The following is a 25528-nucleotide window of genomic DNA, read 5'->3' on the forward strand; positions in this document are numbered from 1 at the left end:
GCAGCCCGCCGACTCAGCCATTGAAACGGATCCCGCCGGCGGCACCCTCGGCCAGGAGGTTGAGGCTGTCCGCCCAGCGGTTCGTCGACAGGCCCTGCACCGAACTGGCGGCACGGCTGATCACGCGGACGGGGTACTTCGAGCCGTTGCCGAAGTCGAACTGGTTGCGGCCCAGATAGTTTGCCGCGACCGTCACCGTGATGGTCGCGTACTTGCCGTGGTCGATGTTAATGGAGGTCTGGCCGTCATCCACCCAGTTCCTCTCGACCACCACGTTGCCCAGCCGGGCCAGGTTCTGCTGCAGCATGATGCCGATACCGGCGTGAGGGCCGCGGGGGCTGGGGCCGGTGCCGCGACCGGGCCGGGCGCTGGCCACGATGGTGTTGCCGGCAATCCGGATGTTCTCGCCGCCCTGCACTTGGATGCCGTCGTTGTGGGTGCCATCGCTGTGGGCCGGGTCGTTGGACCAGAACGTCAGCGAATGGATGTAGTTTCCCTCGGCCGTGACGTTGGCGCCGGGCGGGCCGCCGGGTCGGTTGAAGATGCCGAGGCCGTCGTTGGTGCCCTGGATGTGGTTGCGCCGGGCCGTGTAGTCATGGCCGACGATGCCGTCCCGGTAGTAGGAGGGGCGGTCCGGGATGATGGTGTTGTCTTCGACCACGAGGTTCACGACGCCGTCGCCGGTGGCATCGATGATACCGGTGTTCGATGCCGGGATGCCCGGGCCGCCGTGGAGCCGGCTGTTGCTGATCGTCACGTCCCTGGCGCGGACCTTGACGTCGCCGTAAATCTCGAGGCCGTCCAGGACCGTGCCGTCCTGGGTAATCACCAGCTCGGCCCCGGCCGGGTTGAACGGCTTCAACACGGCTCCGGCGGGCACCCCGGTGGTGGTTTCCGAGGGGCGGTAGCTGCCGGCCGCAAGCTGCGACCGCGGCACCGGGGGCGGCGTGGCGGCCGGATTCGGCGCTGTGGCAGTGGGGGCGGGAGCCGGCAGTGTGAGAGCGCGAGCCGCCGTCGCAGCTGGGGCGGCGGCGTCTTGGGCGGCGGGAGGTTGCGCGGCAGGCTGGCCGCACCCGGCCGTCAGGGCCGCCGCCAGCACCGCTGCGGCCAGCGCGGCGCCGGTGTTGCGGGTGGGACGGGCCATGCTCGGTCACCTCCGGGGTCTCGTCATCCGTCCCGCCGGGGGCGGGACACTGCGGCTGAGACCTGCCTCCACGCTAGCCGAGTCCGCGGCGGCTTTCCAAGGCCGCGGTGCCAGGCGGGGTGGCGGGCTACTTCCGGCGGTACTCGCTGTAGACATAGCCGAAGGCCGCTGACGCCATCCCGAGTCCGCGGGCCGCGGTGCGCAGGCCCCTGGCCTGGTGCGCCGTCGAGCCCGTCAGGAGTCCCGCGCCCAGGCGGGCGGCACCGCCGATCAGCCGGAGCGAACCCGCGGCCAGTGACGAAGCCCGCGCCGCCAGCCTCGGGGCCGCCGCAGCGGCGAGCTCGAGGTTGACCCGGGCCGCGGAGTTCCCGCTCCGGAGTGCCCGGCGCAGCACCCAGCCTCGGGTCAGCCGCGACGCCGGGACACGGTCCACCACCACCGCCTCGTCGCACCACAGCATGGACCCGCCGCGTTGCACCAGCTGGCGGGTGAAGAGCGTGTCCGAGCCGCCGCTGAGGCCGAACCGCTCGTCGAAGGTCAGGCCGAGCGCACGGATCTGGCGCAGGTCCAGGAGCAGGTTGTTGGTCGCCGCGACGGTCAGCGGCGTGCCGGTGGCGAGCCGGCGGCGACGGAAGAACCGCCCGGCCTGGATCCAGGGGTCCGGTTCGTGTTCGTACTCGCTGATCACCGGGCCGACGACGGCTGCGGCCCCGGTCCGGTGCTGCAGCTCCACCAGCTGCGCGAGCCAGTGTTCGGAGGGCACTTCGTCGTCGTCGATGAAGACCAGCAGCGCCGCGGCTCCGGCTTCCGCGAGGGCGCGGTTCCGTGCGGCGGCGATGCCGGGCCGCGGTTCGTGGGCATAGCGGACCAGGCCCGGGCCCAGGGTGCCGGCGATGTCCCACACGGCCGCCTGGGCGCTCGCCGCCGGGTCATTGTCGATCACCAGCACGGTGGCCGGCGGCCGGTCACCGCCGACCAGGGTCATGGCCTGCGCGGCGAGGCGGGGGAGCGCAAGGCTGATGTCCCCGGGTCTGCGGTAGGTCAGGACCGCGATCACCACGGCCCCTGCGGAGCCGACGTCGTTAGCCATAGAGGCCTCCTGCCTCGTTGGGGATGTCCGGGGTTTCCGGACCGTCGGGTGCGGCCCGGGCCGCCCGGGCGCCGGGGTGGCCGCCGCTGTCGCCCGGGTTGCCGGCGCGCCCGGCGAGGCTGCGCGCCTGGGCCAGGAAGGCTGCCAGCAGCCGCCGGTGGAAAAGCCACAGCGCCCCCGCCGCCAGGGCAAAAAAGATCACCAGACCGCCTAAGAGATGCCACAGCCTGCCCGCGTCCCCGAGCTGCCACAGGCCGTAGCCGGCGGCACCCCACAGTGCCGCGTGGGCCGCCGGCAGGATGGACGCCAACTGGGACCTGGCGCTCACCCCCGTCAGCCGGGTCTGGATCCGCAGCAGCACGGGGGTCAGCAGGACGCCGGCCGCGGTGTAGCCGACGGCGACGCCGAACACCCCGAACTGCAGGCCGATGACGATTCCGCCCACCTGCACGACGGCGGCGAGAATCTCGTAGCGCACGATCAGCGCCCCGCGGCCCAGCCCCTTCATCAGTGAGGGGGTGATGTAGAAGATCGTCTCGCGTGCGCCCCCGATCGCCAGGACACTGACCAGCGCCGCCGCCGGCATCCAGTCCGGCCCCAGCACCAGGTGGACCAGTTCGGGTGCGGCGCAGGACACAAAGACCATCAGCGGAACGGCCAGAAGGGCAAGGACCCGGGTGGCGGCCACGAGGCTCGCTGCCACCCGCTCGGGTTCCTGCGCCGATCGGGCAAAGGCGGGAAACATGACCCGGTTGACGGTCTGCCCGATCAACTGCACCGGAACCACCAGGATCCGGTAGGCCATCCCGTAGATGGACAGGGCGGAGACGCCGAGCACCCGGCCCACCAGGATGTTGTCCAGGTTGCGGGAAAAGTAGGCCAGGCAGTCGGTGGCGAAGACGCTCAGGCTGAACCCCAGCAGCGGGCCCACGGAGCGGAGCGCGAAGTTCGGCGCCGGACCCCGGCTGGCGGCCAGCAGCATGGCGGCACAGACGACGTCGGTGACCGCCACCTGGTAGACCATGGACCACGGCCCTGCCCCGGCGAGGGCGGCGCCGATGCCCGCCGCGCTGCCGGCGGCCGCGGCCGCGATGTCGGCTGCGCCGACCCGGTGCAGCTGCAGGTCCCGGGCCAGCAGGGCGCGCGGAGTGATCCCGAGCGCCTTGACCGGGATGGCGAACGCCAGCACGCGCAGGATCGGGTCCAGCTCGGCCACCGCGAAGAACGCGGCCACTGCCGGGGCGGCAAACCACGTCCCCGCCGCGAGGGCCGCTGCCACCAGGAGGTTCAGCGTGGCGGTGGCGCCGGCCAGCCGCCGGGTGATGTCCTGGCGCTGGATGAGCGCCGCGGACAGGCCCTGGTCCAGGAGCAGCGCGACCAGGCTGATGTACACGGTCGCGGCGGCGATGGTGCCGTAGCTTTGGGGCCCCAGCAGCCGGGCCAGCACCACGGCGCAGCCGATCTGGAATCCCTGCCGGGCCAGCACGGCGCCGAAGCTCCAGCGCACGCTGCGGGCCGTTCTCCCGGCGAGGCCGGCTGTCATTGACGGCCGCCGGCGGCCTGGGCAAGGTGGTCGGCCATCACCTTCCCGTAGCGCTCCGGGCTGTGCCGGAATTCCGCCTCGACGGAGTCCGTCCGGGCCTTGCCGGCGTACTCCGGCCACGCTTCGGCCACCCGGGCGAGCGCGGCGGCGAGGCCCGCGGCGTCGCCGGGCTCCACGAACTGGGCCGAGCGGTAGCCGCCGGCGGCCTCCCGCAGCCCGGAGGTGTTACTGACCACGACGGGCCGCGAGGCCAGCAGGGCTTCCACGGCCGTGTTCCCGAACGGCTCCTCCAGCCGGGACGGAACCACCACGACGTCGGCGTCGGCCAGGAAAGGGAAGACGTCGGCCTGGAACCCGTGGAACCTCACGTGTGCGGCGGCACCGCCGTCGGCCACCTGGCCGCGCAGCGCGGTCTCATAGTCCTCGTAGCCGGGGAAGACGGCTCCCACGATCGAGAGCTCCGCGTCGATGCCGCGGCGGCGCATCTGCAGCAGCGCCTCGACGGCGACGTCCACGCCCTTGCGGTGCGAGAGCCGGCCCACGTAGGCGATCCGCAACCCGCCGTGCAGCCGCTCCCGGGGCCGGGCGGGCTCCGCGGGGCCGGGCACCCCGTTGTAGACCACCGTGGAGCGCCCGCGCAGGGCCGGCAGGGAGGCGGCCAGCGTGTCGGCACTGAACTGGCTGTTGGTCAGGATGCTCCCGGAAAGCAGCAGCGGCGCGGCCAGTGCGGCGCGCAGCAGGCGCGGCGCCTTCGCCTCCGCCTCGTGGACGTGGGTGACGACCGGGACCCCGGTGAGCCGGCCGGCGATGGTCCACAGCGGCACCGTGATGGTGTTGGCGAGGATCACGTCCGGTCGGGCCCCGCGGATCACACCGACGCTGCGTGGCAGGCCGCGGGCCGACTCCGCGGCCAGCCGGAACAACCCGGGGCCCGAGAGCAGGGATTTGCGCAGCACCGGAGTCGGCGACAGGACGACGGCGGCGCCGCGGCGCTCGAGTTCGGGGACCAACGGCCCGGGTTCCGGCAGCGCCACCAGGACCCGGGCGCCGGCAGCGCGCAGGCCATCGATGGTTTCAAGGAGGACACGGTCGGACCCGTAGAGGTCGGCACTCGGATGCGCCACCAGCACCGTCAATCCGTGCCCGGTCTCGTCCATCGTTCCCCCCGCGGATCCGTGCCCCGGCGGACGGGACGCCCATCGGCAGGGCCGGGCGGCCGCGCGCGGGGACCCGGTCCTGGCGAGGAGCCGTTGAGACCCACGGAATCCGCCCAGGCTTAGGGAAAGACTACGGCCGGCTCCAGGCTTTGGCTAGGATTCCGGGCCGGTCCCGGCGGAGCAGCGGATTGCGCCCGGCAGCGAACCGCCGGCTGCTCCCCAATGCCGGGAAAACCGGTGCAGGTTAAAAGCTTCCGCCGGGCACCTTTGCGGTCAATAATGGTGCGACTAGGGGACCGTGAAGGACCGTGCCGGCGCGGCATGGCATGGGAACCGCATGGGGGTTCCTTTGGAGCTTGCAGAGTACGGCAGGGCGATCGCGCGGGGGTGGTGGATCCTGCTGGTCTGCCTGCTGGCGGGACTCGGCGCGGCAACCCTCGTCACGGCCCGGACGGCGCCGGTGTACCAAAGCAGCGTCAAGTTCTTCGCCGTCACCCCCTCGGCAACGGGCCAATCGAGCCTGCAGTCCCAGGAGCTCTCGCGGAACCGCGTCACCGCCTACGCCAACCTCGTCAAGAGCGAGGGTTTTCTCGGCCGGCTGGTCAGGGACAGCGGCACGGGCATCTCCGGCAAGGACCTCGCCGACAGCATCGGGGCGTCCGCGGACCGGGACACCCTGACACTCTCGGTCATCGTGAGCCAGCCGGAGCAGGCCAAGGCGTTCGCGATCGCCCGGTCCATCGCGAGCAACCTCGGCGGCGCGGCCGGGGAACTCGACACCGGCGGAGCAGTCACTAACCTGACGGTCGTGGCCGGTCCCACGAACGATCCCGCCCCTGTTTCGCCCAAGGTGCCGTTGAACCTGGCTGTCGGGGCGCTCCTGGGCCTCGCCGCCGGCATCGCGATCCCGGTTGCCCGCCGGCTCTCCGACAAGTCGTTGCGGACGGCGCAGGAGGTCGAGGACGCATCCGGGCTGCCGGTGCTGGCCCGCATTCCGCTCAGCACCGCCGACCGCCCGCCGGCCCGGATCCTGGACCAAAGCAGGGGGACACTGCTGGACGAGGCCGGGCGCCGGCTTCGCACCAACATTGACCATTTTCCCGCCATGGGGCCAGCCGGCGTCGTCGCGGTGACGGCCGCCGGGAGCGGTGAAGGCAGCACCAGCGTGGCGCTGCTGCTGGCGCGGGCGTGGGCCGAAGCGGGGGAGCGGGTGCTGCTGGTGGAGGCGGGGTTGCGCTCGCCGCGGCTTGCCGCCGAGCTTGGCCTGGGGGCGGGCACGGGCCTCACCGATGTCCTGTCCGGACGGCTGCCGCTGGAGCAGGTCATCCAGCACACCGCCGTCGAAGGCCTTCACGCCGTCGCGGCCGGCGGCGTGCCCCCGAACCCCACCGAACTGCTCGGCAGCCGGGCGCTGCCGGCCGCGCTTGCCGAACTGCGGGGAAGCTACGCCCGGGTGATCCTGGATGCCCCGGCCATGGAGCCCTACAGCGACGCCGCCGTGATTGCCGCGGCCGCTGACTGCACGGTGTTGGTGGTCCGGCACCGGAAGGTCACCCGGGACACGCTCCGGGCGGCACTGCGCAATCTTGAGCTGGTAAACGGCACCGTCGCCGGCGTGGTGCTGAACGCCCTGCCGGGCCGCCTCGCGGAGGGCCGCCGCCGGTTTCTGGCCAAATTCCCGCAGGCGGCGAGCGCCCGGCCGCCGGCCCCGGGCCTCCCGCCGGGCTCGCAGGCCGGCAAACCGGTCGCGAGCGCGTCCCGCCGGCCTTAGGGGCGCATGCAATGGGCGGCGTACGGGACAGGAAACCGGGGCAGGTGGTCTGAATGCAGCTGGCACTCTGGATCGGGCTGTGCCTGGCCGCGGCGCTGGTGCTTCGGCGCCACGCCAGGGTGCTGATCGTCCTGGTGATCGGGCTGTGGATCCTGGTCCCTGCCGTCGGCGCGGCCGTGGTGACCGGTGTGGATGCCGGGCTCCTGGGCTTCCACCCGGCGACGTGGCTGGTCCTCTGCGCCTTCGCCGTCCGGATGCTGCATGACCCGTGGAGCGTCCAACAGGCGCTGGCCCGGCATTTCCTCCTGTTCCTGGTCCTCGCCGTGGTGGTCATCGCGGCGTTCCTCGCCTCCGTCAGCACCAGCACCGCCGGCGGACTGGTGGTCCTGGTGGACCAGATCCTGATTCCGGTGCTGTTCTTCCTGCTCCTGCTCTCCGAGGCCAACCGGGGCGGCGGCCTCGTGGGGACCCTCCGCGGGTCGTTGCTGCTCTTTGTCGCGCTGGCCTGCCTGGCGGCCGTGCTGCAGTGGCAGGCGAAGGACGTGTTGTTCTACGGGTCCGGCTACAACACCCAGTATTGGTTTGAGCGGCAGTCGGGACGCTGGATGGGTACCCTGGACCAGCCCCTCGCCCTGTCGCTGGCGGTTTCGCTGGCCGCGCCGCTGGTGGCCGGCCTCCGGCACAAGGTCCTGCAGGCGGCGCTGCTGGTCCTGATGGTGGTCGGGAGCCTGATCACCCAGTCGAGGGTCGGTATCATCGCCGTCGCCGTCTCGGCGGTCGCCGTCATACTCCTCGCGCAGGGACGGGCGTGGGTGAAGGCGGTGATGCTGGCTGGCATCGCCGGCGTCGGCGCCGCCATCGTCTCGTCCCCGCTGATCGACGGCGTCACGGCCCGGCTGGCCAACGACTCCGGTTCCGCGCAGGCCCGCGAAGTCGCCCTGGACTATTTCCTGGCCCACTGGAACGACTACCTCCTCGGCGGCGGCGGAATCGGAACCAGCTTCAGGTTGGCCTTCCACGCCGGGCTGCAAAGCAGCCTGGAGAATCCGTTGCTGATGTACAGCGTCGACATCGGGATCGTCGCGGCCGGGCTCTACTTCGGCTCCATGCTGGTGCTCGTGGCCCGCCGCGGGTTCCGCCTGGGCTACCCCGGCCTGGCGCTGGCCGGGGTCATGGCCCTGGTGATTCCGCAGACCTACAGCTCGCTGGCCACGCGGTCAGCGGCCGGGATCATGGTCTGGACCGTGCTGGCGATGGTGGTGATCGCCGGGGATGAACGCCGGGAGCGGCTCCGGCGTGAACAAGCCGCGGCAGCCCTGGCACCCCCGCTTCCGGCCCGCCAGACGCCGGCCGGCCCCCGCCCGGCCGGTGCCGGGCCTGTCCCCGCGCGCACGGCGACCGCCGGCTGAGCGCGGAGCGCCGGGGAAGAACATGGGCGGATTGGGGGAAACTGCCGGCGGGTTCGGCCGGCGCGCGTTCCTGGGCCTGGCAGCCGCCGGTGCGGTCCTCGGGGTGGCCGGCTGCGCTCCCTGCCCGGGCTCCGCGGGCAGTCCGCGGCCCGGCACCGGCATCCTTCCGGCAGCCACGGCGGCGGCCGGCTTCGTCGCCGAAGGCGCCGTTGCCGAACCCGGGACCACCGGACCGCACACCATCGGGACCCTGCTCTCCGCGCCGCACTTCTTCGTCGCGCACCGCGGCTCGGGTGACAACTGGCCCGAGCACACCATGCACGCGTACCGGCAGTCGGCGGACGCGGGCCTGAAAGCGATCGAAGTCTCCGTCTCCGCCACCGCCGACGGTGTGCTGGTCTGCCACCACGACCTGACCACGGCGCGGCTGACCGGCACCGCGCTGACCATTGCCACATCCACCGCAGCATCGCTGGCCCAGCTGCGCAACGACGCCCGGCCGTGGCTGGGCCCGGCAACCCCGCTGGAACCGATCGCGCTGCTGACCGAGGTTTTGGATGCCTTCGCGGCCAGCCACGTGATCTTCCTGGAGGACAAACAAGGCACCAACGCGGAGCGGATCCTCGCCCTGCTGGAGGGCTACCCGGACGCGCGGCAGCACATTGTCTGGAAGCAGCCCGCGTCCTCGGCGGGCCATGCCCAGGCCGCCGCGGACGGCTACACCACCTGGGGCTACGTCACCCGGGCGGACTACCCCCGGCTCGCCGAACTGGTGCCGCTGGTGGACATGCTTGGCATCCACCACACGGCCCCCGAGGACCGGATCCTGGAAATGGTGGACTCCGGCAAACCCGTGATCGCCTGGGAGGTGCGCCGCCGGAGCGAACACCTGCGGCTGCGGGAACTCGGCGTCCGCGGGGTCATCTGCTCCAACATCCGGCACGTGCTGCACCAGGAGGCGCCGCGCACCGAGGACCGCTTCCCCGAGGGGCTGCGCGGAACCGGCGACGTGCCGTGGAAAGCGGACGGCGGCTGGGACGAACAGCCCGCCTTCGCCGGCGGGTCGCTGCGCCTGTCCAACCGGGAACACGCCGGCTACCTGCTCGGGTCCTTGGGCGGCGCTGTGGACGCCCCGGACTGGGAGCTCGCGTTCGAGCTGCGCTGGCCGGACGGGCTGCCCCCGGCCGGTGCGTCCGGCGGGGCGGGCCTGGCCTTCGGGCAGCCCACCGATGCGTCCTACCGGCGGGACCCCGGCCCGGGTGCGCCCGGCTACGAACTCGACGTCGGCGCCGGCGGCCGGATCACGCTCTCCCGCCGCGACCCCGGCGCGGCAACCGCCGTCGAACTCGCCGCCGGCGACAGCCCGGCACCGGCGCCGGGGGAGTGGCTGGCCTTTGTGGTGTCGGTGGCACCGCGCAGCCTCACGGTGCAGCGGCTGGAGGGCGGAACCCCGCGCTGGAGTGTCCGCACGGACGACGCCCGCTACGGCGGCGCCTGGTTCTCGCTGCTGAAAAACTACGACGCCGGACCGCCGGTGGAGTTCCGCCGTGTGCGCCTGCGCGCCGCCGCCGGATCCGAACGTTGCGCGAACGTGGGATAATTAGGTCTAATCTGCGTGACGTAATAGGAGCAGGCCCCGCCGGGCGCCCCTGTTGCGCCGCAGCGACTGCCGATCCAGGAGTTCCGCCCATGGTTGCCACACCCGCCCATCTCCTCCGCTCAGCCACGGCGCTGGGCAACGAGGAGGTCTTGAGGATCCGCAACGACTTCCCCATCCTGGGCCGGTCCGTCAACGGGCACCCGCTGGTGTACCTGGATTCCGGCGCCACCTCGCAGAACCCGCTCAGCGTGCTGGAGGCGGAGCAGGAGTTCTACGAGCAGCGGAACTCCGCCGTGCACCGCGGCGCGCACTACCTCGCGGTGGAGGCCACCGAGGCCTTCGAGGATGCCCGGGAGACCGTGGCGGCCTTCATCGGCGCCGAGCCCGACGAACTCGTCTGGACCTCCAACGCCACCGAGGGACTGAATCTGCTCAGCTACTCCTTCCTGAACGCATCCCTGCCCGGCGCCCCGGCGGAGGCGGCCCGCTTCGCGCTCGCCGCCGGCGACGAGATCGTGGTCACCGAGATGGAGCACCACGCCAACCTGATTCCCTGGCAGCAACTGGCCGAACGGACCGGCGCCACCCTGAAATTCATCCCGGTCGACGACGCCGGCGCCCTGGACCTCGACGCCGCCGCCCGGCTGATCGGCGGCCGCACCCGCGTCCTGGCCTTCACCCACGCCTCCAACGTCCTCGGCACCATCAACCCCGTGGCCGGGCTGGTGTCCCTCGCCCGGGCCGCCGGCGCCCTGGTGGTGCTGGACGCCTGCCAGTCCGCCCCGCACCTGGCCCTGGACGTCAAGGCCCTGGACGTGGACTTCGCCGTCTTCTCCGGGCACAAAATGCTCGGCCCCACCGGCATCGGCGGCCTCTACGGGCGCTCCGAACTGCTCAACGCCATGCCGCCGTTCCTGACCGGCGGCTCCATGATCACCACCGTGACCATGGAACGCGCCGGATTCCTGCCCAGCCCGCAGCGCTTCGAGGCCGGCACGCAGAAGATTTCGCAGGCCGTGGCGCTGGCCGCCGCCGCCAACTACCTGAGCGAGACCGGCCTCGACCGGATCCACGCCTGGGAGGCCGAACTCGGCCGCCGGCTGGTCGAAGGGCTGGAAGCCATCCCCGGGATCCGTGTGCTGGGCCCGGCCGCCGGCCAGGAGCGGATCGGCCTGGCCGCGTTCGACGTCGCCGGCGTGCACGCCCACGACGTCGGGCAGTTCCTCGACAGCCGCGGCATCGCCGTCCGGGTGGGCCACCACTGCGCCCAGCCGCTGCACCGCCGGCTCGGCCTGACGGCCAGCACCCGGGCCAGCACCTACCTGTACAACACCACCGACGACGTCGACGCGTTCCTCGACGCCGTCGCCGGTGTCCGCGGATACTTCCAAGCCTGAGGACGGCCCTGCATGAGTCTTGACCAGCTGTACCAACAGATCATCCTGGAGCATTCCAAGGCGCGCCACGGCAGCGGCCTGGCCGACGCCGGGGTGCCGGAGGGCGCCAGCAGCGGCCAGTCGCACCAGCTCAACCCCGTCTGCGGCGATGAGATCACGCTGCGGGTCTCGGTGGCCGGCGGCAAGGTCAGCGAACTGCGCTGGGACGGCGAGGGCTGCTCCATCTCGATGGCCTCCGCGTCGGTCCTGACGGACCTGGCCGAGGGCCTGGACCCGGCGGAGCTGCATCAAGTGATCGACAGTTTCCGCGAAGTGCTGCGCTCCCGCGGCAAGGTGCAGGCCGATCCGGAGATCCTCGGCGACGCGGCGGCCTTCGAAGGGGTGTCCCGGTACGCGGCCCGGGTGAAGTGCGCCATGCTCTCCTGGGTGGCCGCCGAGGACGCCCTGGGCCAGGCGGAGTCACACCAGGGCTCCGCGAACCAGGGCCCGGCTAAGTAGGACCCCGCGGACTAGGGCCGGCCGAGGCCCTTGTAGGTCCAGCCCGCGGCGCGCCATTTCGCCGGATCCAGCACGTTCCGGCCGTCCAGGATCCGCGGTGCCGAGACCAGGGCCAGGGTGTGGTGCGGGTCCAGTTCGCGGTACTGCCGCCACTCCGTCAGCAGCAATACGGCGTCGGCTTTGTGCAGGGCCGCGTCCAGGTCCGGTTCCAGCGGCAGTTCCGGGAACCGCTTGGCGGCGTTGGCCAGCGCCTGCGGATCGGTCACGGTCACCACGGCGCCCTGGAGCTGCAGTTGGGCCGCGGCGCTCAGCGCGGGCGAGTCCCGGACGTCGTCGCTCTCGGGTTTGAAAGCCGCGCCCAGCACCGCGATCCGCTGCCCCATCAGGGAGCCGCCGCACAGTTCCCGGGTGAGCTCGACGACGCGGGTGCGGCGCCGCATGTTGATCGCATCCACCTCGCGCAGGAATGTCAGGGCCTGGTCCGCGCCCAGCTCGCCGGCGCGGGCCATAAACGCCCGGATGTCCTTGGGCAGGCAGCCGCCGCCGAAGCCGATTCCGGCGTTCAGGAACTTCCGGCCAATCCTCTCGTCCATGCCGATCGCGTCGGCCAGCCGGGTGACGTCAGCCCCCGTGGCCTCGCAGACCTCGGCCATCGCGTTGATGAACGAGATCTTGGTGGCGAGGAAGGAGTTCGCGGCGGCCTTGACCAGCTCGGCCGTGGCGTAATCGGTGATCAGCCGCCGCGTTCCCCCGGCCAGGGGCGTCGCGTAGACCCGGTCCAGGACGGCGACGGCGGGGTGGTCCTCGCGGCCGTCGGGAACGCCGTAGACGAAGCGGTCGGGGTTCAGGGTGTCCGTGACGGCGTGTCCCTCGCGGAGGAATTCGGGGTTCCAGACCAGGGTGGCGCCCGGCTCCGTCTCCGCGAGCAGCTCGGCGAGCCGGGCGGCGGTCCCCACCGGCACCGTGGACTTGCCCGCGATCACGTCGCCGGGGGACACGTGGCCGGCCAGCGCCTCCACGGCCGCGTCGACAAAGCGTAAATCCGCACCGTTTTCGCCCCGTTTCTGCGGGGTTCCCACGCAGATGAAGTGGACTTCCGCCCCGCGGGCGGCGGACATCTCGGTGGTGAACCGGAGCCGTCCGGATTCTTCGAGCTCGGACAGGAGTTCATCGAGCACGGGTTCGTAGAACGGGGCCTGTCCCTGGGAGAGCTGCTCCACCTTGTTCGCGTCGACGTCGATGCCGACCACCTCGTGGCCCAGTCTCGCCATGCACGCCGCGTGGACCGCGCCCAGATAGCCGCAGCCGATAACCGAGATCCGCATTCCAAGGTCCTCCCGCCAAGGGTGTGATCACAGCGTACGTGCTGCCGCCCGGTTTCGGACAGGGCCGCGGCGGCGCATTATCGGCAGCGCAAGCAAGGCGCCCAGGAGCGCGCCAAGGGTGTTGGCCAGGACGTCGGCGAGGGTGGGGACACGGGCCGGGAGGAAGAGGAACTGCGCGAGCTCAATGACGCAGGACGTGAGCAGGCCGGCCGCAGCACCCACCCACCAGTAGCCGCGGCCGATGATCCAGGCCACGAGCGCGCCAAGCGGCACGAACAGCAGCACATTGGAGACGGATTCCACCAACGCGTAGTCGACCCAGCCCGGAATCCCGCGGCGGTGCAGCGCCCGGAGCGCCCGCTGCAGGAGGTCGGCAACGGGCCGGTCCACCGGCTGCGGCCAGAGGGCCACGCCGGCCAGCACCGCGAGGTAGACGGTGAGTCCCCAGCTGGCCACGCGATGGGGCCGCACAGGCATCCCCCTTCAGCAGCGGGCGGGCATTTTTCTGATTCTAGCCCCGCACCGCCGCCGTTTTAACCCAGCTGGCCCGCAGTTGTTGTCGTTCCGAGGAACGACAACAACTGCTTGCCAGGAAGGCGGGGGAGACCCCGGTTAGCTCAGCAGGCCCGCGATCCCGATGGCCGCCGTCGCCGCGCCGAGCAGCATCGAGATGCTGACCAGCACGACGTGGACGGTGAGGAAGCGGGTGGCTTTGCCGCCGGCGTCGCGCGCCCGCGGATCCTTCATGACCCGGCGCAAGAACTGCGGCCAGACGGCCAGGGACCAGCCGCCGGCCACCACCAGCACGACGGCCAGGAACGCGGGGAGTTCCACCGGCTAGTGGCTTTCGAGCCAGGCCTGCGCCTGGGTGGACTGGATGTTGAGGGCCTTGCCGACCATCGGCTCGGCCGCGTCGGCGATCTTGCCGCCGAGCAGCGGCACCGAGGAGGTCACGGTGCCCTCCAGCTCGATCCGGGTGCTGCCGCCGTCGGCGACGAGGCGCTGCACGGCGTTGACGTCCAGGGGGGCGCCGGCGACCTTCAGCGAGATGCTGCTCTGGCGGGAGCCGTCGGCGGCCGGGGCCTCCCAGCTCTCCAGCTGCGTCACCTTGAGGCTCTCGCCGACGAACTTGCGGGCCAGGTCCGGCATCCGCGTGGTGGGGATGGTGCGGACGGTGGTGGTGTTGAAAGCGCCGGCTGGGTCGCCGTCGACGGCAAACGATTCAAGGGTTCCGCCGACGAGTTCGCTGGTGTGGCGCAGGAAGTCCTCGTTGACGAAAACCGCCGTAACGCTCTCAACGCTGTGCGGAAGGGTGGTGGATGCACTCAGGGCCATTGGGGGTCCTCCATGGGGTGGGACTGGTCGTTTCGGGCTCCCAACATCCTACGCGGTGGGACCGGCGGGTTTCGATTCGGCCGCCGCCCCCGTCTCCGCCTCTGTCCCTGCGAGGCGCTGGGCCGCCGCGGCGATATTCCGCGACATGGCGGGGAAAATCAGGCTGTGGAACGGCAGCACGGCGAGCCAGTAGAGCTTGCCGCTGAGCCCCTTCGGGAAGAAAATGGCCCGCTGCCGGTAGCGGCTGCCGGTACCCTCCGGCTCCACCGACAGTTCCAGCCACGCCCGGCCGGGCGCCCGCATTTCGGCGCGCAGGCGGAGCAGCCGGCCGCGGTCGATCCGTTCGACCCGCCACCAGTCCACCACCTCGCCCTCGGCCAGCAGGTGCGGGTGCCGCCGGCCGCGCGCCAGCCCCGCGCCGCCGGTGAGCTTGTCCAGCCAGCCGCGCACGCTCCAGGCCAGCGGCAGCGAATACCAGCCGTTGCCGCCGCCGATGCCCTCGATGACCGTCCAGACGTACTTCGGGTCCACCGCGCTGGTGTAGCTGCGTTCGTCCATGTAGACGCGGTGGCCGGCCCAGTCCGGGTCGCTCGGGAGCGGATCGGCGTCGGCTCCGGCGTTGGCCCAGGTGGTCTCCACCTGGCCGTCGCGTTCCTTGCCGAGAGCCAGGGCCACGGCGCGACGGTAGGGGGTGAGTCCGCCCTCGGGCAAGGGAATGAGGGCATCGATGTCATGCTCCCGCGAGACGGCGTCGTGCTGCAGGGACTCCACCAGCGGCAGCGACATGGACAGCGGGATCGGGGTGGTCAGCGCCACCCACATTCCGGCAAGCTTGGGGGCGGGGATGGGCAGCGCCAGCACCACCCGGTGGGGCAGCCCGGCCTCCGCGGCGTACTCCTGCATCATGCCGGCGTAGCTGAGCACCTGCCGGGAGCCGATGTCGAAGGTCCGGTTGATCGGGCCGTCCAGCGCCGCGGCCCCGACGAGGTAGTGCAGCACGTCCCGCACCGCGATGGCCTCGATTTTGTTCCGCACCCAGCTCGGGGCCGGCATCAGGGGCAGCGTCTCGGACAGGTGCCGGATCATCTCGAACGACGCCGAGCCGGAGCCGATCACCACGCCCGCCTGGAACACCACCGCATCGACCGGGCTGTCGAGGAAGACCTTGCCCACGGCCTCGCGGGAGCGCATGTGGGTGGAGAGCTCGGCGCCGGCGGGGTGCAGTCCGCCGAGGTAGACAATCCGCCCGACGCCGGCCCCGGCGGCAGCCTGGGCCGCCGTCGCCGCCATGGCCTTTTCCTTGGCCTCAAACCCGGAACCGCCCGCCATCGAGTGGACGAGGTAGTAGAGCACGTCGACGCCGGCCAGCGCCTCCCGCAGCGCCGCGGCGTCGTCGAGGCTGCTCTGGACCACGTCGACGTCGGCCAGCCACGGGACGCCGGCGATCTTCGCCGGGGTGCGGACCAGGACCTTCACCCGGTGCCCGGCCTCGAGCAGCCGGGGGACCAGCCGGCCGCCGATGTAGCCTGTGGCGCCGGTGACGAGCACCGTCTTCGCGTGTCCGGCCTGGGGGATGCCGTTCATGGGTGGCTCCTTCTCATTGCGGATACAAGCCATTCGGAACGCCGAACCCGCCGGACTGGGACCCGTCCAGCTTAGCCCCGGGTGCCGCCCCGACGCCGGGTCGCGGTAGGCTGGAAGTACCCGGGATTCTTGCGAATTTCGGGTATTCGTGTTGCCTGCATGCCCGTGATCACTTCAGGAGTTCCAGCCATGAGCCTCAACGGCCCCTCTCTCAGCGGCCTGCGGCGCGCCCTCGCCGAGGACAAGACCTTCGCCCGCGTGCAGGCCGAAGCGTCCCGTCCGTTCACGGTGCGCAGCGAGGACTACCAGCTCAGCGCCCCGGCCGGGCTGCGGGCCGCGCTGCTCGCGGAGATGGCCGACGGGCTCGCGTCCGACGGCGGCGCTGCCGACGGCGGCGCCACGCCGGTGGTGCTGGCGGTCACCGCCACCGGCCGCGAAGCCGAGGACCTGGCCGCCGCCCTGCGCGCCTTCCTGCCGGCCGAGGCGGTCGCCGAGTTCCCCAGCTGGGAGACCCTGCCGCACGAACGGCTCTCGCCGCGCTCGGACACGGTGGGCCGCCGGCTCTCGGTGCTGCGCCGCCTCGCCCACCCGGAAACCGCCGGCGGTGCCCTGCGTGTGGTGGTCGCCCCGGTCCGCGCCGTGGTGCAGCCGATCGTGGCGGGCCTGGGCGATCTGGTCCCGGTGACCCTTACGGTGGGCCAGGACGCCCCGTTCGGCGACGTCGTGAAGAGCCTCGCCGGCGCCGCGTACGCCCGGGTGGACATGGTCACCCGGCGCGGCGAGTTCGCGGTCCGCGGCGGCATGCTGGATGTCTTCCCGCCCACCGAGGACCACCCGATCAGGGTGGAGTTCTTCGGCGACGAGGTCGAGCAGATGCGCTGGTTCGCCGTCGCCGACCAGCGCTCGCTGACGGCCCCCGGCGTGCACCACCCCACCGAGCTGCACGCCCCGCCCTGCCGCGAAATCCTGATCACGCCCTCGGTCATGTCCCGGGCCGCCACGCTGAAATCCCAGCTGCCGGCCGCGGCGGACATGCTGGAGAAGATCGCCGGCGGGATCGCCGTCGAGGGCATGGAGTCCCTGGCCCCGGTGCTGGTGGATTCCATGGTGCCGTTCCTGGACCAGTTCCCGGCCGGCTCTATCTCGGTGGTGATCGAACCCGAAAAGGTCCGCACCCGCGCCCACGACCTCGCCGCCACCAACGAGGAGTTCCTCGAGGCGGCCTGGTCCACGGCGTCCGACGGCGGTACGGCACCTTTGGATCTGAGCGCCGCCGCCTCCGAGGCGCTGCATTCGGCGAGCTTCCGTTCGCTGGGGGAGACCCGCTCCACCGCGCTCGCACACGGCGTGTCCTGGTGGTCCATCAGCTCGCTCGCCAGCGACGAGGAGCTGCTGCCCGAGCTCGACGTGCTGAACCTGCACGCCCGCGAACCGCGGGGCTACCAGGGCGACGTGGCGGAGATGATGGACTTCATCGGCTCGCACGTGCGGGAGCAGTGGCGGATCGTCGTCGCCACCGAGGGCCCCGGCCCGGCGCAGCGCCTGGCCGAGCTCTTCCACGACAACGACATCCCCTGCGCCCGGGTGGAAATCCTGGACGCAGAGCCGCAGCCGGGCCTGATCGAGGTGACCACCGCCGCCGTCGGCCGCGGATTTGTCCTGGACACGCTGAAGCTGGCCCTGCTCACCGAGGCGGACCTGCTGGGCCGCACCTCCGCCGGGTCCACCAAGGACATGCGCCGGATGCCGTCCAAGCGGCGCAACGCGGTGGACCCGCTGCAGCTGCTGGCCGGGGACTTTGTGGTGCACGAACAGCACGGCATCGGCCGGTTCGTGGAGCTGATCCAGCGCAAGGTCGCGGGCGGGGGAGACGGGGTCCGCGAATACCTGGTGCTCGAATACGCGCCGTCCAAGCGCGGCGCGCCGGGCGACCGGCTCTTTGTGCCCACCGACCAGCTGGACCAGGTCACCCGGTACGTCGGCGGCGACACCCCGGTGCTGAGCAAGATGGGCGGCTCGGACTGGGCCAGCACCAAGTCCAAGGCGCGCAAGGCCGTCAAGGAGATCGCCGGTGAACTGATCCGGCTGTACTCGGCCCGGATGGCCTCCCGCGGCCACGCCTTCGGCCCGGACACCCCGTGGCAGCGCGAACTCGAAGAGGCCTTCCCCTACGTGGAGACCCCGGACCAGCTGACCACCATCAACGAGGTGAAGGCGGACATGGAGCGGGAGATCCCGATGGACCGCCTGGTCTCCGGCGACGTCGGCTACGGCAAGACCGAGATCGCGGTCCGCGCCGCGTTCAAGGCGGTCCAGGACGGCAAGCAGGTGGCCGTGCTGGTGCCCACCACCCTGCTGGCGCAGCAGCACTACGAGACCTTCACCGAACGCTTCTCCGGCTTCCCGCTGCGGGTCAAGCCGCTGTCCCGCTTCCAGGGCGCCAAGGAGGCCAAGGAGACGGCCGAGGGCGTGAAAAGCGGCGCCGTGGACGTGGTGATCGGCACCCACCGGCTGCTGTCCAAGGACTTCGCGTTCAAGGACCTGGGCCTGGTGATTGTGGACGAGGAGCAGCGCTTCGGCGTCGAACACAAGGAAGCGCTGAAGAAGATGCGCACCAACGTGGACGTCCTGGCCATGAGCGCCACCCCGATCCCGCGCACCCTGGAGATGTCGCTGACCGGTATCCGGGAGACCTCCACCCTGGCCACCCCGCCGGAGGAGCGGCACCCGGTGCTGACCTACGTGGGCCCGTACACGGACAAGCAGACCTCGGCCGCGATCCGGCGCGAGCTGATGCGCGAGGGCCAGGTCTTCTTTGTCCACAACCGGGTCTCCACCATCGACCGGACCGCGGCGAAGATCCGCGAACTGGTCCCGGAGGCCCGCGTGGAGGTGGCGCACGGCAAGATGTCCGAGGGCCGGCTGGAGCAGATCATCGTGGACTTCTGGGAGAAGCGCTTCGACGTACTGGTCTGCACCACCATCATCGAGACGGGCCTGGACATCTCCAACGCCAACACCCTGATCGTGGACGGCGCGGACAAGTACGGGCTCTCCCAGCTGCACCAGCTGCGCGGACGCGTGGGCCGCGGCCGGGAGCGGGCATACGCCTACTTCCTCTACCCCTCGGAAAAACCCCTGGGCGAGGTGGCGCTGGAACGGCTCAAGGCGGTCGCGACCCACAATGAGCTCGGCGCCGGCATGCAGCTGGCCATGAAGGACCTGGAGATCCGCGGCGCCGGCAACCTGCTGGGCGGGGAACAGTCCGGCCACATCCAGGGCGTCGGCTTCGACCTGTACATCCGGCTGGTGGGCGAGGCCGTGGCGGATTACCGCGGCGAGGCCGAGGAGAAGGCCGCCGAGATGAAGATCGAGCTGCCGGTCAACGCGCACCTGCCGCACGACTACGTGCCCGGCGAGCGGCTGCGGCTGGAGGCGTACCGGAAGCTGGCCGCCGCGCTCAGCAACGAGGCGATCGAGGAGGTGGAAGCCGAACTCGTGGACCGCTACGGCGAGCTGCCGCTGCCCGCGAAGAACCTCGTCGCCGTGGCCCGGTTCCGGGTGGGCGCACGCGAGGCCGGCCTCACCGACGTCGCGCTCCAGGGCAACTTCATCAAGTTCTCACCCGCCCAGCTTCCGGAGTCCAAGCTGATGCGCCTGGCCCGGATGTACCCCGGCTCGCAGGCCAAGCCGGCCCTGGACGCGGTGCTGATCCCTAAGCCCAAGACGGCACGGATCGGCGGCCGGGACCTGCAGGACGCCGAGATCCTGGCCTGGGCCAACACCGTGATCGAGGCGATCTTCTCCGACGTCCCGCTCTCCGTGGGCTAGCCCGTGATGGGAGGACACCACGCCGCGTCCGGGGCCGCGGCGTGGGTGGCTATTGCCTCGAGCGGGCCGTACACGCTGGGCTGGTACCCGCTGGACGCCACCGGGATCCTGATCGGCGGGATGGCGACGGCGGGCACGGCCCTGGTCTGCGACTGGGACCACCGCTCGTCCACGGTGGCGCACGCCCTGCCGCCGCTGTCGAACCTGATCGCCGTCGGGATCGAGAACGCCTCCGGCGGCCACCGCCAGGGCACCCACTCGGTGCTCGGCGCGGCGTTCTTCGTGCTGCTCGCGGCCATGGCCGGCCAGCTCCAGCTGCAGACCAACTGGGGCCTGCTGTCCGTCGGCGCCGGGCTGCTGTGCATGTTTATGATCAACATCGCCGCGAAGGCGCTGAAGCTGTTCCCCAAGTACGGCTGGATCAGCAACTGGGTCTTCGCCCTGGCCATGGCGTCGCTGGTGACCTGGTTCGCGCCGCACCAGTGGTCCTGGCTGCCGGTGTCCATGCTGGCCGGCGTCATCGTGCACATCGTCGGGGACATGATCACCACCGGGGGAGTGCCGCTGCTCTGGCCGCTGGTGGTCAAGCCGCCGAAGTTCCTGCGCAAACTGCCGTTGGTCAAGGACGTCTGGAAGGCCAACGGCGCGTTTTCCATCCCGTTGCTGGGCCGCGCCGGGTCGCGGCGGGAGTGGCTGGTGCTGATCCCGGTCAGCGCCTACGCCATGGTCGGCATGATCTCCGCCGCCGTGGCCCTCGCCAAGGGGCACTTCCCGGCCGCCCTCGCGCTGGGCACCGCCCTGGTCAACCGCCTGCTCGCCGCCGTCGGGGGCTAGGGCCGCGGGAGCCGCGACGACGGCGACGTCGGACGGGCCCTTTCCGCTACGGTTTCGGGCCGGCGCGGCCCGGGCCCGGGGTGCCTCCGTCCGAAACCGTAGCGTTTTTCCGGAACCGGCGTCTTAGATTGCGGAATAGCGCCTGGCTCTCGCCGGCGGAGCCCCGGCGGCTCAGAGTCGTCCGGGGATCCGAGCGGCCGGGCCGCGTCCGTCCGGGGCTGCTTTGGCGCCTGCCTCGGCCGTGGGGTCCCCGCCGGGCGGCGTGTCCGTGTCAAAGTGCCCCCGGTACGCAGCTCCCGGGCGACAAGGGGCACCTAACTCGGCCCGCCCGACGTCGGAGGCCAGCGCCGCGGGAGCCGCCACGACGGCGGCGTCGCACTTTCCGCTACGGTTTCGGACTGGCGCGGCCCGGGCCCGGGGTGCATTGGTCCGAAACCGCCGCCCTGGTCCGAAACCGCCGCCCTGGTCCGAAACCGCCGCCCTGGTCCGAAACCGCCGCCCTGGTCCGAAACCGCCGCCCTGGTCCGAAACCGCCGCCCTGGTCCGAAACCGCCGCCCTGGTCCGGAAACGTAGCGCTTTTCCGGAACCGGCCGCTTAAACGACTGTTGCCCCGGCAAAAACCGGGGCAACAGGTGAGCGCGTCTAGTTCTCGCCCGCGGAATCCGAGCGGCCGGTGATGGTCTGCGGGATCCAGAACGCCAGGGCGAACAGGCCCAGGCAGGCGGCCATCGGCCAGGGGTTGCCCAGGCTGAGGAAGGACAGCGAGTACAGGGCGCCGAAGAACAGGGCCATCATCAGGACAAACAGCACGACGCTGGATGCCAGGCTGTTCTCGCCCTGCGGGGTCTTGGTGGTGTTGCTGGACATTCGTTCCTCCTCGGCCCCGCGGGGCTCAAAAAACTGTGGCGGCAGCGGCTGTTACCGGTGTGCGGTCAGTACGCGGACGAACCCTGTTCACCCTTGACGATCGCGATGCCGGAGCTGGCGCCAATACGTGTTGCACCTGCAGCAATCATAGCCTGCGCGTCGGCGAGGGACCGCACGCCGCCCGAGGCCTTGACACCGAGTCCCGGACCCACGGTGCGGCGCATCAAGGCGACGTCCTCCACGGTGGCCCCGCCGCCATTGAAGCCGGTGGAGGTCTTCACGAAGTCGGCCCCGGCCTCGACGGCGGCCTCGCAGGCGAGGACCTTCTGGGCATCCTCGAGCAGCGCGGTCTCGATGATGACCTTCAGGATGGCGCCGCCGGCGTGGACCGACTCGGCCACCGCGCGGATGTCATCCACCAGGGCACCCTTGTCGTTGGCGCGCGCGGCGGCGATGTTGATCACCATGTCGATCTCGTCTGCACCGTCCAGGACCGCGCCGCGGGCTTCGAACGCCTTGACGTCGCTCGGGGTGGCGCCCAGCGGGAACCCGATCACGGAGCAGGTCAGCACGCCGGAACCCTTGAGCGCGGTCTTGACGGTTTTGACCCAGATGGGGTTCACGCAGACCGACTTGAAGTGGTACTCGGCCGCCTCGGCGCAGACCTTCAGGACCTCGGCCTCACTGGCCTCCGGCTTGAGCAGGGTGTGGTCGATGTACGAGGCAATGGTGCCGGCGGTGGTGTCGGTGCCGGCAGCCGTGCCGTCCGTGGTGGCTTCGTTGCTCATGGTGGTCCCTTTCCTGGCGGGCCTGGTTCGTGGCCGGCCCGGCCTGCTGACACGGCGTATGTCGTGGCTTCTCAGTGAACCATCTTGCCATAACGCCACCGGCGCCCCCGGGCCCTACGCCGCCTGCGGGAGCGGCGCGGACAGGGAAGCCTGGAGCAGGTGGGAGGCGCAGACACCGGCGGCGGATCCGGCCGCCACCAGCAGGCCGAGCCGGACGCCGTCGTACGCCGCGGCGTCGCCGATCGCCCAGATCCCGGGCACCGAGGTGCGGTAGTCCGTGCCCACCACGATCCCGCCCTGCGGGGCGGTGGCCAGGCCGGCGGTGTGGGCCAGGCTGTCGCGGGAGACGCGCTCTTCGGCGAGGACCACCAGGTCCCCGCTCATGCGGGCGCCGTCCTCGAATACAATGCCGGCGGCCGGCAGGGCGGAGCCGGCGAGGGTGGGGACGACGGCGGACGGGCGCAGCGTGGTCCGGACCGGCCGGACGCCGCGCGCCCGCAGCACGGCTTCGGCCTGGCCCGCGGCCGTGCCGGTGCCCACGAGGATGCCCAGCGGCCGGCGGCCGAGGACACGGGTGACGTCCTTGACGGCGTCGCCGAGCCGGGTGGCGTCGTCGATCGTGGAGTAGCTCAGGCAACGGCCCGCTCCCTCGATCGGGGCCAGGGCCGGCGCCGAACCGGTGGCGATCACCAGCTGGTCGTAGCTGAACTCGAGGCCGTCCGCCGTTGTGACCCGCCGGTCCACGGCGTCGATGAAGCTGGCCGGCTGACCGAAACGGACCGAGACCTGGGGCAGGGCTGCGAGCTCCAGCAGTTCCTCGGGGGCGTCGTCGCGGTTGCTGAGCACCGTGATGCCGCCGGCGAACGGCGTGCGGGTGAGCTGGCGGACCAGCGCCTGCGCCGCCGGACCGGCGCCGGCGATCACGATCCGGGGCCGGGTCTGGGGTGTGGCGGAGACGGTGGAGATGGCGGCGGCTTCCGTAACGGACATGTGCTGGCCCTTTCGCTGGTGGGCCGGTGGATGTGGCCCGTGGTCTTGATGTTCCCCAGCGTAGGGGGCCGGTTTTTCGGGCAGGTTACCGTGTTGTTGCGGTATTTTCCCGGCCCGTTCGCCAGTTGTTACCAGCTGGTAATGCCGTGGGTCACACCCGGATCCGGTAGCCGCGTTTCACCACCGTTTCCACCAAGGCCCCGTCCGGCAGGGCGGAGCGGAGCCGGCTGACGGTCATGTCCAGGGCGTGGACCGATCCGCGCAGTTCCAGCAGGTCCGAGAGCGCCTCGCGGGAGAGCACGGCCCCGCCGGCACCCAGCAGCGCCCGGAGCAGCAGCAGCGGCGCCGGGGCCAGTTCCACGGCCTCGCCGTCGATCCGAAGCGAGCGGCCGCGCAGCTCCACGGCGCCGGAGGCGGTGTCCAGGCGGCGGACGTGGTTCAGGGCCAGGTGTTCGACGACCAGCCGGATCAGGGCGCCCATCCGGAACCGTTCCGGGACCAGCGGTTGCACTCCGGCGTCGAGCAGCGGCTGGGCGGTGATCGGCCCAACGACGGCGGTGGCCACCGTGGTCTTGAGGCTCTGCACTAGCTGCTTGTAGAGGCCCATCTCGTGCGCGGTGCTCCACAGGGCGTCGACGGCGGGGGCGGACGTGAACGTCAGGACGTCGAGGTTGCCGCTGCACGCGGCCTCGATCAGCTTCGGCAGCCGGTCCGCGCCGTCGGGCTTGACCCAGCGGTAGGGCGTGACCGTCATAACGTTCGCGCCGGACATCCGCAGCCGCTCCAGCTGGCGGACGTCGGTGTAGCCGTGCAGCTGCACCGCGACGGTCTTGCTGCGCACCCCTTCGGCCAGCAGCATGTCCACCAGGGTGGCCGTGGTTTCGTCGCTGCTGATCCCGACGTCGGCCAGTCCCGCCGCGCGCACGGCGCCGCGGGCCTTGGGGCCGCGGACGAACATCCGGGTGGCGCCGAGGGTTTCCAGCAGCTGCTCGCCGATGCCGAAGGTGTCCGCCGCCTCGCACCAGCGGCGCATGCCGTAGGCGGTGGTGGCGATGCACAGCTCCGGCCGGGCCTCGATGATGGCGCGGGTATCCTCGATCAGCCGCAGGTCCTCCTGGACCGGGGCGATCTTCAGCGCCGGGGCGTGCAGCACCTCGGCGCCGCGCCGTTCCAGGGCCTCGATCAGGTCCTGCGAGCGGCGGTGCGAGGTGACCCCGATCCGGAAGCCTTCCAGCGGGAGCTCGGCCGCGGCCTCCTCTGCGGCGCCCGTGGGCGTCGGCGCGGCGGCGGTTGCGGCGGCGGCAGCGGCGTTGACTGCGCTCACGTCGCTCACGCCCCCATCAGGGACGCAGCGAGGCGGTCGAGCTCGGCTTCGGTCCCCGCGCAGCCCCGGTTGGCTTCCGCCACCCTGACCACCTCGCCGATCACCAGCACGGCGGGGTTGCTGCAGTCCGCGGCCGCGCTCGTGATGGTGCCAAGGTCCGCGATGGTGGTCCGCTGGCCGGGACGGTAGCCGCGTTCGACCACGGCCATTGGCATGTCCGCGCGCATCCCGGCCCGGCGCAGTCCGGCGGCGAGCTGGTGCAGCGTGCCGATGCCCATCAGCACTACGATCGTCCCGCCCAGGCCGGCCAGGTGCGTGTGTTCCTGCTCTGTCAGCGGGGCGTGGCCGGAGACCACGGTGAACAGGTGGCTGACGTCGCGGTGCGTGACCGGGATGCCGGCGGCGGCCGGCACGGAGATGGCGCTGGTGACGCCGGAGATCACGCGGACGGGCACGCCGGCCTTAACGCAGGCGGCCACCTCCTCGCCGCCGCGGCCAAAGACGTACGGGTCCCCGCCCTTGAGTCGGACCACGTTCTTTCCGGCCAGCGCGGCCTCCACCATCAGCTCCTCGATCCCGGACTGGCTGACCTTGTGGTGGCCCGGCTGTTTGCCCACGTCCACCAGCTCGGCCGAGGTCAGGGACGGCAGGTCCTGGTACGGGGCGAGCCGGTCGTAGAAGACGACGTCGGCGTCGCGCAGGGCCGCCACGGCGGCGACGGTGAGAAGCTCGGTGGTGCCGGGGCCGCCGCCCACCAGGGTCACGTGGCCGGCGTGGCCGGCGGGAGGCTCCACGGCCACCGGGATGCCGGTTTCCCTGCAGCGCCCCAGCAGCGCCTCCCAGCCGGGCTGGCCGTCGTCGACGGCGGCGACCAGGAAGGGGCGCTCCGGCAGCGGCCCGTCGTGCGGTCCGCCCTGCGGGGAGCTGAGCCGGGCGACGACGGCGCCGGCGGCCCGGTAGCGGCGGACGGCCTGGCGGGCGGCGGTGTCGGCGCCGGTGACCAGGACGTCCCGGCCGGTGAGGTCAATGGTGAGCTGCAT

At 71.7% G+C, this 25528-nt stretch carries 21 protein-coding genes; 7 read left to right on the top strand and 14 right to left on the bottom strand.

Going from position 1 to position 25528, the window contains the following annotated elements; translation table 11 throughout:
* Positions 1-13: 13 nt before the first annotated feature.
* The 4 genes from ABLI39_RS06155 to ABLI39_RS06170 all read right to left on the bottom strand — a co-directional run bounded on the left by ABLI39_RS06155 (position 14) and on the right by ABLI39_RS06170 (position 4934).
* Positions 14-1144: a right-handed parallel beta-helix repeat-containing protein gene (locus ABLI39_RS06155; RefSeq protein WP_349412548.1), complete on the bottom strand. Its 1131-nt coding sequence runs from the start codon at positions 1142-1144 to the stop codon at positions 14-16.
* 127 nt (positions 1145-1271) lie between these two features.
* Positions 1272-2234 (bottom strand): glycosyltransferase family 2 protein, encoded by a 963-nt coding sequence (locus ABLI39_RS06160; protein WP_349412549.1) that lies wholly within the window; start codon positions 2232-2234, stop codon positions 1272-1274.
* Positions 2227-3777 carry a lipopolysaccharide biosynthesis protein gene (locus ABLI39_RS06165; protein ID WP_349412550.1) on the bottom strand — a complete coding sequence of 517 codons (1551 nt, stop codon included), beginning with the start codon at positions 3775-3777 and terminating at the stop codon, positions 2227-2229. Before ABLI39_RS06165 ends, ABLI39_RS06160 begins: the two co-directional genes overlap by 8 nt.
* Positions 3774-4934, bottom strand: a complete 1161-nt coding sequence (locus ABLI39_RS06170; RefSeq protein WP_349412551.1) for a glycosyltransferase — start codon at positions 4932-4934, stop codon at positions 3774-3776. The genes ABLI39_RS06165 and ABLI39_RS06170 overlap by 4 nt, the downstream gene beginning before the upstream one ends.
* A 349-nt stretch (positions 4935-5283) precedes the next feature.
* Between ABLI39_RS06170 and ABLI39_RS06175 the strand changes: the two genes are divergently transcribed.
* The 5 genes from ABLI39_RS06175 (at position 5284) to sufU (ending at position 11609) form a co-directional block, all read left to right on the top strand.
* Positions 5284-6705 (top strand): tyrosine-protein kinase domain-containing protein, encoded by a 1422-nt coding sequence (locus ABLI39_RS06175; RefSeq protein ID WP_349412552.1) that lies wholly within the window; start codon positions 5284-5286, stop codon positions 6703-6705.
* Between the two features lie 53 nt (positions 6706-6758).
* On the top strand, positions 6759-8114 hold the full coding sequence (locus ABLI39_RS06180) for an O-antigen ligase family protein (protein WP_349412553.1): 1356 nt from the start codon (positions 6759-6761) through the stop codon (positions 8112-8114).
* Positions 8115-8145: 31 nt separating this feature from the next.
* Positions 8146-9714, top strand: coding sequence for a glycerophosphodiester phosphodiesterase (locus tag ABLI39_RS06185; protein WP_349412554.1), 1569 nt, complete (start codon positions 8146-8148; stop codon positions 9712-9714).
* 89 nt (positions 9715-9803) lie between these two features.
* Complete coding sequence (locus ABLI39_RS06190) at positions 9804-11111, top strand: SufS family cysteine desulfurase (RefSeq protein WP_349412555.1); 1308 nt, start codon at positions 9804-9806, stop codon at positions 11109-11111.
* Between the two features lie 12 nt (positions 11112-11123).
* Complete coding sequence (gene sufU / locus ABLI39_RS06195) at positions 11124-11609, top strand: Fe-S cluster assembly sulfur transfer protein SufU (RefSeq protein ID WP_349412556.1); 486 nt, start codon at positions 11124-11126, stop codon at positions 11607-11609.
* 11 nt (positions 11610-11620) lie between these two features.
* Here the strand turns inward: sufU and ABLI39_RS06200 are convergent, their stop codons facing one another.
* The 5 genes from ABLI39_RS06200 to ABLI39_RS06220 all read right to left on the bottom strand — a co-directional run bounded on the left by ABLI39_RS06200 (position 11621) and on the right by ABLI39_RS06220 (position 15853).
* Positions 11621-12934 carry a UDP-glucose dehydrogenase family protein gene (locus ABLI39_RS06200; RefSeq protein ID WP_349412557.1) on the bottom strand — a complete coding sequence of 438 codons (1314 nt, stop codon included), beginning with the start codon at positions 12932-12934 and terminating at the stop codon, positions 11621-11623.
* A 27-nt stretch (positions 12935-12961) separates the two neighbouring features.
* A complete protein-coding gene (locus ABLI39_RS06205; RefSeq protein WP_349412558.1) occupies positions 12962-13405 on the bottom strand; it encodes a VanZ family protein in 444 nt (147 codons plus the stop codon).
* Positions 13406-13546: 141 nt separating this feature from the next.
* A complete protein-coding gene (locus ABLI39_RS06210) occupies positions 13547-13768 on the bottom strand; it encodes an SCO4848 family membrane protein (protein WP_349412559.1) in 222 nt (73 codons plus the stop codon).
* 3 nt (positions 13769-13771) lie between these two features.
* Entirely contained in the window at positions 13772-14269 is a 498-nt protein-coding gene (locus tag ABLI39_RS06215; RefSeq protein WP_349412560.1) for a DUF2505 domain-containing protein, read from the bottom strand.
* Positions 14270-14317: 48 nt separating this feature from the next.
* Positions 14318-15853, bottom strand: a complete 1536-nt coding sequence (locus ABLI39_RS06220; protein ID WP_349412561.1) for an SDR family oxidoreductase — start codon at positions 15851-15853, stop codon at positions 14318-14320.
* Between the two features lie 189 nt (positions 15854-16042).
* Between ABLI39_RS06220 and mfd the strand changes: the two genes are divergently transcribed.
* Both mfd and ABLI39_RS06230 read left to right on the top strand, forming a co-directional pair.
* Entirely contained in the window at positions 16043-19684 is a 3642-nt protein-coding gene (gene mfd / locus ABLI39_RS06225) for a transcription-repair coupling factor (protein WP_349412562.1), read from the top strand.
* A gap of 6 nt (positions 19685-19690) precedes the next feature.
* A complete protein-coding gene (locus tag ABLI39_RS06230; RefSeq protein ID WP_349412563.1) occupies positions 19691-20518 on the top strand; it encodes a metal-dependent hydrolase in 828 nt (275 codons plus the stop codon).
* Between the two features lie 643 nt (positions 20519-21161).
* Here the strand turns inward: ABLI39_RS06230 and ABLI39_RS06235 are convergent.
* The 5 genes from ABLI39_RS06235 to cobA all read right to left on the bottom strand — a co-directional run bounded on the left by ABLI39_RS06235 (position 21162) and on the right by cobA (position 25528).
* The gene (locus tag ABLI39_RS06235; protein WP_349412564.1) at positions 21162-21386 is read right to left on the bottom strand and encodes a hypothetical protein; all 225 of its coding nucleotides are present in this window, start codon (positions 21384-21386) and stop codon (positions 21162-21164) included.
* A 65-nt stretch (positions 21387-21451) separates the two neighbouring features.
* A complete protein-coding gene (deoC, locus tag ABLI39_RS06240; protein ID WP_349412565.1) occupies positions 21452-22174 on the bottom strand; it encodes a deoxyribose-phosphate aldolase in 723 nt (240 codons plus the stop codon).
* A 114-nt stretch (positions 22175-22288) separates the two neighbouring features.
* Positions 22289-23164, bottom strand: coding sequence for an FAD-dependent oxidoreductase (locus ABLI39_RS06245; RefSeq protein WP_349412566.1), 876 nt, complete (start codon positions 23162-23164; stop codon positions 22289-22291).
* A 151-nt stretch (positions 23165-23315) separates the two neighbouring features.
* The gene (locus ABLI39_RS06250; RefSeq protein WP_349412567.1) at positions 23316-24488 is read right to left on the bottom strand and encodes a uroporphyrinogen-III synthase; all 1173 of its coding nucleotides are present in this window, start codon (positions 24486-24488) and stop codon (positions 23316-23318) included.
* Positions 24489-24493: 5 nt separating this feature from the next.
* Entirely contained in the window at positions 24494-25528 is a 1035-nt protein-coding gene (gene cobA / locus ABLI39_RS06255; protein ID WP_349412568.1) for a uroporphyrinogen-III C-methyltransferase, read from the bottom strand.

The organism is Pseudarthrobacter sp. B907, assembly GCF_040137805.1.
Taxonomy (GTDB): Bacteria; Actinomycetota; Actinomycetes; order Actinomycetales; family Micrococcaceae; genus Arthrobacter.

Excerpts from the sequence above, each read along its gene's own strand:
- ABLI39_RS06190 (WP_349412555.1), top strand. The coding sequence starts at position 9,804 with ATGGTTGCCACACCCGCCCATCTCCTCCGCTCAGCCACGGCGCTGGGC.
- ABLI39_RS06155 (WP_349412548.1), bottom strand. The coding sequence starts at position 1,144 with ATGGCCCGTCCCACCCGCAACACCGGCGCCGCGCTGGCCGCAGCGGTG.
- ABLI39_RS06180 (WP_349412553.1), top strand. The coding sequence starts at position 6,759 with ATGCAGCTGGCACTCTGGATCGGGCTGTGCCTGGCCGCGGCGCTGGTG.
- ABLI39_RS06165 (WP_349412550.1), bottom strand. The coding sequence starts at position 3,777 with ATGACAGCCGGCCTCGCCGGGAGAACGGCCCGCAGCGTGCGCTGGAGC.
- deoC (WP_349412565.1), bottom strand. The coding sequence starts at position 22,174 with ATGAGCAACGAAGCCACCACGGACGGCACGGCTGCCGGCACCGACACC.
- ABLI39_RS06160 (WP_349412549.1), bottom strand. The coding sequence starts at position 2,234 with ATGGCTAACGACGTCGGCTCCGCAGGGGCCGTGGTGATCGCGGTCCTG.
- ABLI39_RS06235 (WP_349412564.1), bottom strand. The coding sequence starts at position 21,386 with ATGTCCAGCAACACCACCAAGACCCCGCAGGGCGAGAACAGCCTGGCA.
- ABLI39_RS06230 (WP_349412563.1), top strand. The coding sequence starts at position 19,691 with ATGGGAGGACACCACGCCGCGTCCGGGGCCGCGGCGTGGGTGGCTATT.
- mfd (WP_349412562.1), top strand. The coding sequence starts at position 16,043 with ATGAGCCTCAACGGCCCCTCTCTCAGCGGCCTGCGGCGCGCCCTCGCC.
- ABLI39_RS06170 (WP_349412551.1), bottom strand. The coding sequence starts at position 4,934 with ATGGACGAGACCGGGCACGGATTGACGGTGCTGGTGGCGCATCCGAGT.
- ABLI39_RS06215 (WP_349412560.1), bottom strand. The coding sequence starts at position 14,269 with ATGGCCCTGAGTGCATCCACCACCCTTCCGCACAGCGTTGAGAGCGTT.
- ABLI39_RS06245 (WP_349412566.1), bottom strand. The coding sequence starts at position 23,164 with ATGTCCGTTACGGAAGCCGCCGCCATCTCCACCGTCTCCGCCACACCC.
- sufU (WP_349412556.1), top strand. The coding sequence starts at position 11,124 with ATGAGTCTTGACCAGCTGTACCAACAGATCATCCTGGAGCATTCCAAG.
- cobA (WP_349412568.1), bottom strand. The coding sequence starts at position 25,528 with ATGCAGCTCACCATTGACCTCACCGGCCGGGACGTCCTGGTCACCGGC.
- ABLI39_RS06200 (WP_349412557.1), bottom strand. The coding sequence starts at position 12,934 with ATGCGGATCTCGGTTATCGGCTGCGGCTATCTGGGCGCGGTCCACGCG.
- ABLI39_RS06220 (WP_349412561.1), bottom strand. The coding sequence starts at position 15,853 with ATGAACGGCATCCCCCAGGCCGGACACGCGAAGACGGTGCTCGTCACC.